Source organism: Pseudomonas sp. PME37.24/025 (assembly GCF_055556615.1).
The window spans coordinates 195,467-210,305 of the sequence record NZ_JBVHNK010000012.1; the positions used below are offsets into that span (position 1 = coordinate 195,467).

Genomic DNA, 14,839 nt, shown 5'->3' on the forward strand with positions numbered 1-14,839 from the left:
CGACAGTTAAGCGAAAATCCCTGTGGGAGCGGGCTTGCCCGCGAAGACGGCGGTACAGTCAACTTTGATGTCGCCTGACACACCGCTTTCGCGGGCAAGTCGAATCGTCGCACCGCCGCTCCCACAGGTTCTGCGGCGTAGCTGACTGACATCAGGCCGAAGCCCCGTTCATCGAAGTGAACGGGGCTTTTGTGTGTAAAAAAGAATCCTTCTCGACAACTCACGGCATAATGCGCGCCGTGATGATGACTTTTGAACGAACAAGGCGAGCGACGTGTTGAAGAAATCCCTGTTCCAGTTGCACTGGTTTTTCGGCATCAGCGCCGGACTGGTCCTGGCCCTGATGGGCATCACCGGGGCGACGGTATCGTTCCAGGATGAAATCCTGCGAGCGTTGAACCCCTCTGTACTGCACGTCGAGAAGCAGATTGCCGGCGTACTGCCGCCTGCCGAGCTGGTAGAGAAAATCGAAGGGGCTTCGGGCAAGACAGTCTCGATGCTCTGGGTCGAGACCGACAGCGGCAACGCCGCGCGGGTGATCTTCACGGCGCCACCCGGTGAACGTCGTGGGCCGATGCGCTACTTCGACCCATACACCGGTGAGTTCATGGGCGACGTCACGGGCCAGGATTTCTTTGGCCTGATGCTGCAACTGCACCGGGTCCTGGCCATGGGCGATACCGGCCGGCAGATCACTGGCGCCTGTACGCTGATTCTGCTGTTCTTCTGCCTGTCCGGCCTGTACCTGCGCTGGCCACGCCAGTGGAAAAACTGGCGCGCGTGGCTGACCCTGGACTGGAATAAAAAGGGTCGCAGCTTCAACTGGGATCTGCACTCGGTGGCCGGTACCTGGTGCCTGGTGTTCTATCTTTTGGCGGCACTGACCGGGCTGACCTGGTCGTACGAGTGGTACAACAAGGGCCTGACGCGGCTGCTTTCCGATTCGCCGCAGAACGAGCGGGTCCGCAGTGGTCGTGGTCCTGCGCCAAGCGGCCCGGCCCCCACTGCCGATTACGCGGCGATATGGAGCAGCATCTACAGCGCCGCCGGCCCTGGGCTTTCGTCCTACAACGTGCGTATGCCGCCCGTGGCCGGACAACCGGCAACGGTGTTCTACCTGCTGAAGAACTCACCCCACGACATGGCACGGAACCAGCTCACCCTCGATCCGGCGACCGGCATCGTCAGCCGTCATGACCGCTACAGCGACAAGAGCCTCAAGGCGCAACTGCTGACCAGTATCTACGCGCTGCACGTTGGCAGTTACTTCGGGATTATCGGGCGGATTATGGTGACGATCGCCGCGCTGGCCATGCCACTGTTTTTCATCACTGGCTGGTTGCTGTACCTGGACCGTCGACGCAAGAAACGTCAGATCAAGGATGCCCGCAAAGGCCTCGCGCAACCGGGCAGTGATGCGCCGGCATGGCTGATCGGCTTCGCCAGCCAGAGCGGATTCGCCGAACAGCTCGCCTGGCAAACCGCTGGGCAATTGCAGGCCGCCGGGTTGCCGGTGAAGGTTCAACCGTTGGCCAATGTCAGCGAACAGGACCTGCAGGATTCCAGCAACGCGCTGTTTGTGGTCAGCACCTTCGGCGACGGTGAAGCGCCGGACAGCGCCCGAGGATTCGAACGCAAAGTGCTGGGCCGTGCACTGAGCTTCGACAGCCTGAACTATGCCGTGCTCGGCCTCGGTGACCGCCAGTATCAACACTTTTGCGGCTTCGCCCGCCGCTTGCACACTTGGTTGGGCGAGCACGGCGGCAAGACCTTGTTCGCCCCGGTGGAAGTCGACAGCGGCGACCCTTACGCCTTGCGTCACTGGCAACAGCAACTCGGCCTATTGACCGGCCAGACGCCGGTCGACACTTGGCAAGCGCCAAGCTACGACAACTGGACCCTGACCCGCCGCGAATTGATGAACCCGGACAGCAGCGGCTCGCCCGTGTACTTGCTCGGCCTCAGCGCCCCCACCACCAGCAGCTGGCTGGCCGGGGATCTGGTGGAAGTACTGCCGCGCAATTGTCCGTGGGCCATCGAGCATTTCCTCGACGGCCTGGGGATTGACGGTCGAGCCACGGTTGAATTCGATGGCCTGTCGCAAACGCTGGAACAAGCTCTCGCCAGCCGCCAACTGCCCGAGAACCGCGCCCATCTGGTCGGCCTGCACGCGCAAGCACTGGCGGATGCCCTGGTGCCGCTGGCCATGCGCGAATACTCCATCGCCTCGATCGCCGCCGACGGCGTGCTGGAGTTGATCGTGCGTCAGGAATTGCACGCCGACGGCAGCCTGGGCGTCGGTTCCGGCTGGTTGACCGAACACGCTCCCGTGGGTAGCAGCATCAGCTTGCGAGTACGCCGCAACAGTGGTTTCCATCTACCGAACGAACCGGTGCCGATGATCCTGCTGGGCAACGGCACCGGGCTGGCCGGGTTGCGCAGTTTGCTCAAGGCACGGATTGCCGACGGGCAGCAGCGTCACTGGCTGCTGTTCGGCGAGCGTAATCGCGAGCATGACTACCTGTGCCGCGCAGAGCTTGAGGAATGGTTGACTGCCGGAGATCTGGAACGACTGGACCTGGCGTTCTCCCGAGATCAGGCCGAGAAGATCTATGTACAAGATCGCCTGCGCGAGTCGGCCGATGAGTTGAAAAAATGGCTGGCCGATGGCGCCGTGATTTACATCTGCGGCAGTTTGCAGGGGATGGCTTCAGGGGTGGATCACGTGCTCAACGAATTGCTCGGCATTGAAGCAGTCGACCGCCTGATCGAACAAGGCCGCTACCGCCGCGATGTCTACTGACACCATTGATCCCTGTGGGAGCGGGCTTTTGTGGCGAGGGAGCTTGCTCCCGCTGGAGTGCGAAGCGCTCCCAAATCAGCTTATGCGGTCTGTCAGATGAGAATGCGGTGGCAAGTTTTGGGGCTGCTGCGCAGCCCAGCGGGAGCAAGCTCCCTCGCCACAAAAGCCTGCTCCCACATTCGTCCGGTGTCCACTCAAACAATAGTTGCCAGCCTCACACCGGCTGCAACTTGCGCTCAAACACCCCCACCCCATCCAGATCCCGCAACACCACGCTCATCTCCCCCGTCTGCCCATCGATATTCACCTCGCCAAAAAACTGAAACCCGGCAAACGGCGAGGTGTTCTGCGCCGGTGGTGCTTTCTCGAACACCACTTCGGGACCGAAGGTTTTATCCAGCGCATTAGGCCCGTAGCTCCCCGCATTCAGCGGCCCCGCAACAAATTCCCAGAACGGTTCGAAGTCCTGGAACGCCGCGCGGTCCGGGTGGTAATGGTGCGCCGCGCAGTAATGCACATCCGCCGTGAGGAATACGAAATTACGCACCTGCTGCGCCCGCAGAAAACCGAGCAATTCAGCGATTTCCACTTCGCGGCCCTGAGCCGGGCCAGGGTCACCATTGGCCACCGCTTCCCAACGCGCCACACCGGGACTGACTTCACCGTCGGGTACGCCGAGGCCGATGGGCATGTCGGCGGCGATGACTTTCCATTGGGCCTGGGAGCCTTTCAATTCACGTTTGAGCCAATCCAATTGTTCTCGACCGAGAAACGGTTTGGCGGCACCGAGGTTGTTGTCATTGGCTTCGCGATAACTGCGCATGTCGAGCACGAATACATCAAGCATCGGCCCATAACTCAGCTTGCGATAAATCCGCCCGCCGTCATCGGCGCTCTGCAAGCGCATCGGCGCATATTCCAGCCAGGCCTGGCGCGCACGGCCCACCAGGCTGTGGATATCTTTGCTCTTGTAGCGCTCATCCAGTTGCTTGCCCGGCGACCAGTTGTTCACCACTTCGTGGTCGTCCCACTGCCAGATCTGTGGGACCTCGGCATTGAAGCGGCGGATGTTTTCGTCCATCAGGTTGTAGCGGTAATTGCCGCGATAGTCGTCGAGGGTTTCGGCGACTTTGCTCTTGGCTTCGCTGGTGAGGTTACGCCACACCCGACCGCTCTCTGTTGTGAGCTGCGCAGGTACGGGACCGTCAGCGTAGATGGTGTCGCCGCTGTGGATAAAAAAGTCCGGCAGGCGCAGACGCATGGCTTCATAGATGCGCATGCCGCCAATGTCCGGGTTAATGCCGAAACCCTGGCCGACCGTATCGCCACTCCAGACAAACCGAATATTGCGCCGGGCAGTTGGCACACTGCGCAGATGGCCAAACCAGGGTTCACTGGCGACACCGCTCTGGGCGTCTTCGAACGTCACGCGGTAGAAAATCGCCTGATCGGCGGGCAGGCCAGTGAGCTCGACCCGGGCGGTGAAGTCGGTGCGGGCATCGGCCAATGGCGAGACGAACCGACGAGGGTTACTGAACAGGCTGCGGGTGTCCCATTCCACCACCATCCGCGCCGCACGGTCGCTACGGCTCCAGATCATCGCCCGATCGCCCAGCAAGTCGCCGGACTGCACGCCGTCGGTGAGTTGCGGCCGATCCTTGACCGAAGCAATCACCGCCGGCGCCAGGCCGGGCAGCAAGAGCCCGGCACCAACGGCTTGCATGACACGACGGCGGCCGAGGTCGAATTCGCTCATGGTGTTCTCCCTGAAAAAGGAAAACTAAAGCACGTGCAAATGACGCCCGTGTGAAAACGCGATCCCTGTGGGAGCGGGCTTGCCCGCGATAGCGGTGCAACAGTCACCGAATGGGTTGAATGTTAAGCCGTCATCGCGGGCAAGCCCGCTCCCACAGGTTTTGTGGTGTGTCAGGCCTTGGCCGGCTCCAGCGCCAGCTCCACCGTCTCCGGCCGTTTGAGCACCGAGTACGTCACCGCCGTCAGCAAACTCCCGGCCACGATCGCCAGCAGATACAACAGCGCGTGGTTGATCGCATTCGGGATCAGCATCACGAACAACCCACCGTGCGGCGCCATGAGTTTGCAGCCGAAGTACATCGACATCGCGCCGGTCAGCGCACCGCCAGCGATGCTCGCCGGAATCACCCGTAGCGGGTCTTTAGCCGCAAACGGAATCGCCCCTTCGGAGATAAAGCACAACCCCAGCACCAGCGCCGCTTTACCGGCCTCGCGCTCAGTCTGGGCGAACTTGCGTCGGGCAATGAACGTGGCGATGCCCAGGCCAATCGGCGGCACCATGCCGGCGGCCATGGTCGCGGCCATCGGTGCATAACTTTGTGACGCCAGCAGCCCCACCGAAAACGCGTAAGCCGCTTTGTTGATCGGCCCGCCGAGGTCGACGCACATCATGCCGCCCAGCAGCACACCGAGCAGGATCGCGTTGGTGGTACCCATGCTGTCGAGGAAGTGCGTGAGCCCGGCGAGCATCCCGGCCACCGGTTTGCCGACCACGTAAATCATCACCAGACCGGTGAAGAGGCTCGCCAGCAACGGGATGATCAGGATCGGTTTCAGCGCCTCAAGGCTCTGCGGCAAACGCGCATAGCGATTGATCGCCTGGGCCGCATAGCCGGCGATAAAACCGGCAATGATCCCGCCGATGAAACCGGCGCCCAGGGTGCTCGCCAGCAAACCACCGATCATCCCCGGCGCCAGGCCCGGGCGGTCAGCGATCGAGTAGGCGATGTAGCCCGCCAGCAGCGGCACCATCAGTTTGAACGCGGTCTCGCCGCCGATCTGCATCAGCGCCGCCGCGAGCGTGCCTTCCTCCTTGAACGCGGTGATGCCGAACACGAAGGACAAGGCGATCATCAGACCGCCCGCCACCACCATCGGCAACATGTACGACACACCGGTCAGCAGGTGTTTGTAGATGCCGGTCTTCTCTTGCTTGGCCGGGCCTTTGGCGCCGGTCGAAGCGCTTTCCTGCTTGCCTTCGGCCAGGGCTTTGTTCAGCGTCGCTTCGGCCTGTTTCAGCGCAATGCCGGTGCCGCAACGGTAGATTTTCTTGCCGGCGAAACGCTCGGTGGCGACGTCGATGTCGGCGGCCAGCAGTACCACGTCGGCATCGGCAATCGCCGCTGCGCTGAGTGGATTGCGCGCGCCGACCGAGCCCTGGGTTTCCACTTGCAGGTCGTAGCCCAGACGCTTGGCCGCTTGCTGCAAGGCTTCGGCGGCCATGAAGGTATGGGCGACTCCGGTCGGGCACGCGGTGACAGCCACCAGGCGTGGCGCATGTTTAACCACGGCAGCCGGCTCGGCGGCGGCTTCGGGCGCGACGTAAACCTCGGCCTCCTCCACCCCGCGACGCAGCACCGCTTCGACATCTTGCAGGGCCTGGGCCGGGGTGCTCTGGAATACGCGTTTACCGACGAACCGAGACATATCCACAGGCGCGCTGGTGACCAGCAACACCCACTCGGCGGCTTCGATAGTCGCGGCCGACAGTTGGCGTTCCGGATGGGCCGCATCAACGACTTCGACACTGGTGCTCCAGCCCTGACGCTGGGCCGCTGCATCGAGCAGACGAGCGCACAGCACACTGGTGACCATGCCGTTCGGGCAGGCCGTAACAATGGCTAACTTCATTGCAAACCCTCTTATTGTTCTGTCAGGGGGCGCAGGCGCACACCCTGTTCGAGTCGCGCCAACTGCGTGGCGTCGCCAATACCGAAACCGATCTGAGTGACCGCCATCGCGGCAATCGCCGTGGCGGTACGCAAGGTCTGTTCAGGCGTGTCGGCGCTGAGCAAACCGTGGAGCATGCCGGCCAGTAACGAATCGCCTGCGCCCACCGTGCTGACGACACTGACCTTGGGCGGCGTGGCGTGCATGGCCGAGCCGACACTGAACCAGTTCACCCCGTCAGCCCCGTCGGAAATCACCACATGCTCGATGCCATGTGCATGCAAACGGCTCGCCGCCTCGGCTTGGGCGCCCACGGAAACCACCTCGCAATCCAGCGCCTCAGCCAGCTCTTCAGTATTGGGCTTGATCAACCACGGGCCGGCCGCCAGACCTGCGCGCAAGGCTTCACCACTGGTGTCGAGCGCCACTTTCAAACCGCGTTTTTTCAAGCGCTGAATCAACTCCCGCAACCACTGAGGATTCACGCCACGGGGCAAACTGCCGGCCACGACGACCGCGTCATGCCCGGGAGCAATCTGGTCGAGACGATCGAGCAAAGCCTGCTGCGCCGCTTCACTGACCCTCGGCCCCGGGCCATTGATGTCGGTGATGCGCCCATCGCTTTCCGCCAGTTTGATGTTGCTGCGGGTCTCGCCGGGGACACGGACAAACGCGTCGGTAAAACCGCGTTTGGCAAACAGGGTTTCGAACGCCTGAAGGTTGTCTTCCCCGAGAAAACCGCTGACGGTCAACTGATGCCCGAGGTCGGCCAGCACCTGCGCCACGTTCACGCCTTTGCCGGCGGCGTGGGTGTGCATTTCGTCGCTGCGATTGACCTGACCGGGGGTAAGTAGCGGCAATTGGACGGTGAGGTCCAGCGCCGGGTTAAGGGTCAGGGTTAAGATCTTGGCCATTACAGGGCCTCCACTAATGCACGAACTTCGTTCGCGCTGCCCACAGCCAGGGCCTGTTGGGCAAGGGTTTGAGTCTGGGTCAGGCTGAGTTCACGAATGCGCGCCTTGACCTCGGCAATGCTGCGGCCCGACACGCTCAACTCATCCACACCCAGGCCCACCAGCACTGGCACCGCCAGCGGATCGGCCGCCAGTTCACCGCACACGCCGACCCACTTGCCATGAGCATGAGCCGCACGCACGGTGATGTCGATCAGTTGCAGCACCGCCGGATGCAAGCCGTCGGCCTGGGCCGACAAGGTCGGATGACCACGGTCGATGGCCAGGGTGTATTGCGTCAGGTCGTTGGTGCCGACGCTGAAGAAATCCACTTCCTTGGCCAGCACCGGCGCCAGCAAAGCAGCCGACGGCACTTCGATCATGATCCCCAGTTGCAGGTCTGCAACCGGGATTTCCAGGCGCAGACGTTCGGTCATGTCCCGGGCCTGACGCCACTCATCGACGCTGCCGACCATCGGGAACATGATTCGCAATGGACGGTTGTCAGCTGCACGCAGCAAGGCGCGCAACTGCGCTTCCATGACTTGCGGACGTTGCAGGGTCAGGCGAATGCCACGCACCCCAAGGAACGGGTTTTCTTCTTTCGCGATCGGCCAGTACGGCAGCGGTTTGTCACCACCGACGTCAAGGGTGCGCACCACCAGCGGTCGACCGGCCAGGCCATCGAGCACACGACGGTATTCGACTTCCTGAGTCGCCTCGTCCGGCGCTTGGGAGTGGGCCATGAAAATCAGTTCGGTGCGCAGCAGGCCAATGCCTTCGGCGCCCTGCTCCACCGCACTGGTGACGCCGGCGCTTTCACCGATATTGGCGAACACTTCCACGGCGTGGCCGTCAGTGGTCAGCGCCGGTTGATGGCGTTGTTCAGCGGCGGCTTTCAAGCGCAGTTCACGGGTGTCGCGTTCTTCGGTGGCGCGCTGCAAGGTCGCGGCATCGGCGTCCACGTGCAGGCGCCCGCGTTGACCATCGATCAACAGAGGCGTGCCCGGCTTCAGCAACAACACGGCGGCACCGGCGCCCACCAGCGCTGGAATACCGAGGGCACGCGCGACGATGGCGCTGTGGGCCGTGGCGCCACCGCGAGCGGTGAGGATGCCGGCGACGCGCGTCGGATCGAGACGTGCCACGTCGGACGGGCCGACTTCGTCCATCACCAGAATGTATGGCTGCTCTGGCTCGGCTGGCGTTTCGACGCCACTCAATTGCGCCAACACCCGACGGCCAATGTCGCGCAAGTCGGCGGCACGTTCGGCGAGCAAGGCGTCCTGCAATGATTCCTGCTGTTTGGCGGCGGCTTCAATCACTGTCATCCACGCCGCTTCGGCGCTTTCGCCCTGCTTGAGGCGGGTGTCGACTTCGTCGGTCAGTTCCGGGTCGTCGAGCATTTCCTGATGGGTGATGAAAATCTCGCGAATCGCTTTGGCCTTGCTGCGCTCGATCAGGCCTTCGATGTCGCGACGCACATCCGCCAACGCTTGCTTGAGACGTTCGCGCTCGATGGCGGCGGACTCACCGCGTAGCGGGTAATCGATGATTTGCAGCACTTGAATATGCGCCGGGCCGATGGCGATCCCCGGCGCGGCGGCAATCGCCTGAATCAGGCTGCCGGAAGCCGGTGCGAGCAGCACTTCGGCGACATCGGCGATCACTTCGCGCTGTTGGCTCACTGCCGGCAGCGGCTCGACTTCTTCACCGAGGCCTTCTTCGATGGCCGCCAGCAAGGCTGGCAAGGCATCGGCGGCGATGGTCGGTTCGGCGATGAATTCCAGCACCTGACCGCGACGGGCGCCGAGGCTGAGCAGTTTGCTCAAACTCTTCACCGACACCGCGCTGTCGTGGCCATCGACGATGCGCACGCGGATTTCGCCTTCAAAACTTTTCGCCAGTTGCGCGAGGATCTTCGCCGGGCGCGCATGCAAACCGTGGGCGTTGGCCAGGGCAATGCGTGCGCTCGGCCAATCCGCCGGCACTTCACCGCCGAGGACTTCCAGCACCGCACGGCTGCTGGTGGCACGGCCCAATTCATGACCACGGCCTTCGATCAGCAACGCGCAAAGGCGTTCAAGCAGCGCCTGATGGGCTTCACCCAGGCTAGCCAGACAGAACAGCCCGCTCAACGGCTGACCGAGGTAGCGCATGGGTTTGTCCGGGGTGACGAAGGCCAGGCCCGGACGCTTCACTGTTTGTTCGCTGTGCAGCCACCACAAGCCATCACCCAGCGGCAGCGCGTCGACCTGCTGCAAGACGCCGGCAAAACCGTTGCTCACGCAATCGGCCTGACGCAGCAAACGGGCGCCGCGCCAGACCAATTCTTCAAAGTCATCGGCAGAAACACTGAGGCCGATCATCTGTGCGTCCAGCGCCAACTCCTGTGGCGCACCTTGCAGCAGTTTCAGCAAGGCTTCGGCGGAACTGGCGCGGCGCAGGGCCTGGCCCAGATCGGTTTCACCGAGGGCGCGGGTCAGCAGTTGCAGCAGGCGCAGGTGTTCATCGGATTTGGCGGCGATACCAATCGCCAGATAAACGATCTGGCCATCGCCCCAGTCCACGCCGTCAGGAAACTGCATCAGTCGCACGCCAGTGGCGAACACCTGATCACGGGTTTCCGGGGTGCCGTGGGGGATGGCAATACCTTGGCCGAGAAAGGTCGAGCCCTGGACTTCCCGGGCCTGCAAGCCCGCAAGGTAACCATCCGCCACCAGGCCATCGGTCACGAGTCGGTCAGCGAGTAATTGCAGGGCGGTGGCTTTATCCACAGCCGACTGGCCCATGGATATCTGCTCTATGGTGAGCTCGAGCATGCTTTCTCCTTTTTGGCGCCGTGTGACGCCAGGTATTGTTTTGATTGATTCAGCTTAAGCCTTTGGGAGCGCCTTTTCAGGGGCAGTTTTGGCGGTTTCGCGGCAGAACCGACCAAAGCGACCTTTAACGTAGAAAATACGCCTGCTGAAACGTTTAATCTAGAATATTAGGCACGTTACTCGATAATGTCTCATCCTTGAAGTCCAATTGTCGGATGTGCTGCGACAATGGTCGCCTGCCCGAATCGGGTAGGATTGGCGAAAATGTCGGGCGAGCTCGAACAAAAAAGGAAAACCCGGGTTGAAACTCAGTGATATTGCACAGTTGGCCGGCGTCTCCGTGACCACCGCCAGTTATGTCATCAATGGCAAGGCTGAACAGCAACGTATCAGCAGCGCTACCGTCGAGCGCGTGCGCGCGGTGGTCGAACAACATGGCTTCACACCCAATCCTCAGGCCGCCGGGTTGCGCAGTCGGCACACCCGCACCCTGGGGTTCATTCTGCCGGACCTGGAAAACCCCAGTTACGCACGAATCGCCAAACTGCTGGAACAAGGCGCCCGGGCTCGCGGCTATCAGCTGCTGATCGCCTGTTCCGACGATGCGCCGGACAGCGAACGGCAATTGCTGCAACTGTTCCGCGCCCGGCGCTGCGATGCGCTGATTGTCGCCAGTTGCCTGCCGGCCGGCGATGACAGTTATCGTCAGTTGCAGGCCAAAGGCATTCCGATCATCGCCATCGACCGGGTGATGGAGCCTGAGCACTTTTGCTCGGTAATCAGCGACGACCGCGAAGCCAGTCTGCAACTTACCCGCAGCCTGCTGAACCCGTTGCCCAAGCAGATCGCGCTGATCGGTGCCCGTCCCGAATTGAGTATCAGCCAGGAACGGGCGGCAGGTTTCAAGGAAGCGCTGAACGGTTTCAAAGGCGAGGCGCTGATCGAACACGGCGAGTCGTTCAGTCGTGAGTGCGGTAAACAATTGATGGAAGAATTGCTTCAGCGCCTGGGCCATTTGCCGGATGCGCTGGTGACCACCTCCTACGTGCTGCTTCAGGGCGTATTCGATGCCTTGCACGACTTCCCGCTGAAGTCCCGCCCGCTACGCCTGGGCACGTTCGGTGATACGCAGTTGCTGGACTTCCTGCCGCTGCCGGTCAACGCCATGTCCCAGCAGCATCAGCTGATCGCCGACAAGGCACTGCAACTGGCGCTGGCGGCCATTGAACAGGCCGATTACCAACCCGGCGTGCAGGCCATTGCGCGGACCTTCAAGCAGCGTATTCATCAGGACTGAGCCGTGGAACTGATCGACACCCACACTCATCTGGATTTCCCGGATTTCGACGTGGATCGTCAGGCGCTGCTGGCCGAGAGCCGCGCCCTCGGCGTGCGGCGGATGGTGGTGCTGGGGGTTTATCAGGCCAATTGGCAGCGGGTCTGGGACCTGGTGCAAAGCGATCCCGACCTGCACGCGGCGTTCGGTTTGCACCCGGTGTATCTGGATGACCATCGCCCTGAGGATTTGACCGAACTCGGTGACTGGCTGACGCGTCTGGCGGGCCATCGACAGCTATGCGCGGTGGGCGAGATCGGTCTGGATTACTTCATCGAAACCCTGGATCGTGAACGCCAGCAAGCGTTGTTCGACGCCCAACTGCAACTGGCGGCGGACTTCAATCTGCCGGCGCTGATTCATGTGCGACGCAGCCATGCGGCGGTGATAGCCACGCTCAAACGGTTTCGCTTGAAACGCGCGGGGATTATTCATGCCTTCGCCGGTAGCCAGGAAGAGGCCCGCGAATACATCAAGCTCGGTTTCAAACTCGGCCTCGGCGGCGCCGCAACCTGGCCGCAGGCCCTGCGCATGCACCGCGTACTCGCCGGTTTGCCCGTTGAATCGGCGGTACTGGAAACCGACTCACCAGACATGGCCCCCGCCATGTTCCCCGGTCAACGCAACAGCCCGGCTCATTTGCCGGCGATCTGCGAGGCACTGGCCGCTCTCATGGCGATCAGCCCCGAACAACTGGCTGCCGCCAGCACGGCCAATGCGTGTGAGGTGTTTAACTGGTGACCCGCTGATTCATGCAATACCTGTGGGAGCGGGCTTTTGTGGCGAGGGGGCTTGCCCCCGTTGGGTCGCGAAGCGGCCCCCGGCGTCCGTCCAGACAGATCAAGTTGTCTGGTTTACGACAGCTTCGCAGCCGAACGGGGTGATGCGGCGTTCCGACAAGCCCCCTCGCCACAAAGGCCCGCTCCCACATTTGTTTCGCGATGCTTTTTAAACCCGGAACGCGCTGATCAACTGTTTGAGTTCAACCACCTGAGCCGACAACGCTCGGCTGGCATTTTCAGTCTGGTGCGCACCATCGGCGGTACGCTCACCGGCGCGGTTGATCTCGACGATGTTCTGGTCGATGTCGTGAGCCACAGCGGTTTGCTGCTCTACGGCGGCAGCGATCTGCTGGTTCTGGTCGACGATCATGCCGACGGCGCCGAGGATGTTTTCCAGCGCCTGCTGGACCTTTTCCGACTGCCCGACCGTGCCATTGGCCATCTGATGGCTGGTGCCCATCGCCTTGACCGCCGCACCGACACCGCTGTGCAGCTTGGCGATCATCTGCTCGATTTCTTCGGTCGATTGCTGGGTGCGTTTGGCCAGGGTCCGAACCTCGTCCGCCACCACTGCAAAACCACGACCCTGCTCCCCCGCACGCGCAGCTTCGATGGCCGCGTTAAGCGCCAGCAAGTTGGTCTGTTCGGCGATGCTCTTGATCACTTCCAGCACACTACTGATGGACTGACTGTCGCTGGCCAGTTGGTTTATCACCCGTACCGACTGATCGATCTCACTGGCCAGTGCAGCGATACTGCCCTGCTGGGACTCCACCAGCCCGCGCCCGCTGATGGTTTCGTCGTTGACGCTGTGGGCGCTACTGACGGCCGCCGCGGCACTGCGCGCCACTTCCAGAGACGTGGCTGACATCTGGTTCATCGCGGTGGCGACCTGTTCGATCTGCGTACGCTGCCCCGCCACTGCCTGATTGCTCTGGGCGGACACGTTTTCAACCTGGCCGGCCTGGCGCTCGACCTCACTGACGGTCTGGCCCACGCGCTCGATCAGGTCATGGATCTTCTTCACGGTGCCGGTGAATACCTCGCCCAACTCGCCCAGTTCATCGCGGCTGTTGGCGCTGAAGGTCACGGTCATGTCGCCGGCCGCCACCTTGTCCATCACCGCGCCAAGACGCTTGAGGGTGGTGCGGGTCGAGGCGTAGAAACCGCCATAGAGGTAAAAAATCAACACAAACACCACCGCGAGCGCCACTGCCTGCAGGATCATGTGGGTGCGGTGCTGCTCCAACCGCTGCTGTAACTGGGTACCGAGAAACTTCAGGGTGGCTTCATTGAGTTGGTAGGTCTGGTCGATCAAATCCGTAACCTGATCGTAAAAGCCCTGCCACGGTGCATCGAGGGTGTCAGCCATCACCACCTGTTCTTCGAACAGTTCGCTGGCCTTTTTCAGAGAGGCCTTGCTGCTTTCAGCTTGAGCGGCCAGGGTTTCGTGCGCCGCTTTACTGGAGCCCAGAGCATCCTGCAATTTCAGACTGTATTGGGCCTGAAGCTTTTCGATCTGCGCCAGCAACTCATCGAAATGGGTGCTCGACGCCGAATTGAGAAAGCCCTGCCCCAACGAGTAAGAACCCATCGCCCGACCTTCGCCGAGCGTTTGGGTGACGGCTGGCGTGACATTGGTAATGAGCTCGCTCAGCTGACGCATGTCGCTTTGGCTATCGCGGCTCAGACCAGCCTGACTGGCAATGATCTGGCTGAAAATCTGCGCATTGCCGAGCAACTTGCCGATCAGCGCACTTTTGCTTTGCAGGGAGGTTTCCGTTTGCTGGGCCTTGAACGCGGCGATCATTTCATCGCGCTTGCCATCGAAAAAGCTGATTTGCTCCGGGTCAATGGTCATCGCCGCCAACCCTTGCAAGCGGGTCAGAACGCTTTGTTCCAGAGCACTGATAGTCGATTCGACATGACCGGCCTTGCCGGACTGACCAAGTGTGACGTTGATCTGCACCAGGTTGTTCAGGGTTTCCAGATCCCGGCGCAGGCTCAGGCCGCTGCCCAGCAGGTCGAGGCTCTGCAGCTCGACCCGTGTGCCCTGGAATTCGCGATAGGAATCGCGCACCAGATAGAAGTTGGTCACCAGCATCGGCACGAGAAATAGCACGCTGATCAGGCTGAACTTCATGCCGAAGCTCAGGCGGTTCATCAGCGCGACGGCGGGATAGAGCAAGCTCTTCACTGTGAAGTCTCCCTTTGAATTCTTATTTTTATGGCGGGCGCGCAGAGACAGCAGATAGCCACTATTGGCGCTATCTCTGTATAGCCTAAATCGACGGAGGGTTTTGTAACTTAAGGTTAACGGCGGGGTGCCGTTGATTGGAGCGGATGAGCCCCCTGTGGCGAGGGAGCTTGCTCCCGCTCGGCTGCGAAGCAGTCGTAATTCCGGACAACTTAGTCTGTCTGGACGGGCACCGGGGGCC

8 protein-coding genes are annotated in these 14,839 nt (G+C 61.7%); 3 read left to right on the forward strand and 5 right to left on the reverse strand.

Annotated features, from left to right (window positions below; translation table 11 throughout):
• The first annotated feature begins 274 nt into the window (after positions 1–274).
• A complete protein-coding gene (locus ACZ3HH_RS22270; RefSeq protein ID WP_465807727.1) occupies positions 275–2,803 on the forward strand; it encodes a PepSY domain-containing protein in 2,529 nt (842 codons plus the stop codon).
• A 214-nt stretch (positions 2,804–3,017) separates the two neighbouring features.
• On the opposite strand, the gene ACZ3HH_RS22275 is transcribed toward ACZ3HH_RS22270, so the two are convergent.
• The 4 genes from ACZ3HH_RS22275 to ptsP form a co-directional block, all read right to left on the reverse strand.
• Positions 3,018–4,559 carry an alkaline phosphatase D family protein gene (locus ACZ3HH_RS22275; protein WP_465807729.1) on the reverse strand — a complete coding sequence of 514 codons (1,542 nt, stop codon included), beginning with the start codon at positions 4,557–4,559 and terminating at the stop codon, positions 3,018–3,020.
• Between the two features lie 170 nt (positions 4,560–4,729).
• Entirely contained in the window at positions 4,730–6,469 is a 1,740-nt protein-coding gene (locus tag ACZ3HH_RS22280) for a PTS fructose-like transporter subunit IIB (RefSeq protein ID WP_465807731.1), read from the reverse strand.
• Between the two features lie 11 nt (positions 6,470–6,480).
• Positions 6,481–7,422, reverse strand: coding sequence for a 1-phosphofructokinase (pfkB, locus tag ACZ3HH_RS22285; RefSeq protein ID WP_465807733.1), 942 nt, complete (start codon positions 7,420–7,422; stop codon positions 6,481–6,483).
• Complete coding sequence (gene ptsP, locus ACZ3HH_RS22290) at positions 7,422–10,283, reverse strand: phosphoenolpyruvate--protein phosphotransferase (protein WP_465807735.1); 2,862 nt, start codon at positions 10,281–10,283, stop codon at positions 7,422–7,424. Before ptsP ends, pfkB begins: the two co-directional genes overlap by 1 nt.
• A gap of 301 nt (positions 10,284–10,584) precedes the next feature.
• Here ptsP and cra point away from each other — a divergent pair, with 301 nt between their 5' ends.
• Together cra and ACZ3HH_RS22300 are read left to right on the forward strand one after the other, a co-directional pair.
• Positions 10,585–11,580 (forward strand): catabolite repressor/activator, encoded by a 996-nt coding sequence (gene cra, locus ACZ3HH_RS22295; protein WP_465807737.1) that lies wholly within the window; start codon positions 10,585–10,587, stop codon positions 11,578–11,580.
• A gap of 3 nt (positions 11,581–11,583) precedes the next feature.
• Positions 11,584–12,360 (forward strand): TatD family hydrolase, encoded by a 777-nt coding sequence (locus ACZ3HH_RS22300; protein ID WP_465807739.1) that lies wholly within the window; start codon positions 11,584–11,586, stop codon positions 12,358–12,360.
• 207 nt (positions 12,361–12,567) lie between these two features.
• Here the strand turns inward: ACZ3HH_RS22300 and ACZ3HH_RS22305 are convergent, their stop codons facing one another.
• Entirely contained in the window at positions 12,568–14,598 is a 2,031-nt protein-coding gene (locus ACZ3HH_RS22305) for a methyl-accepting chemotaxis protein (RefSeq protein WP_465807741.1), read from the reverse strand.
• Positions 14,599–14,839: the final 241 nt, after the last annotated feature.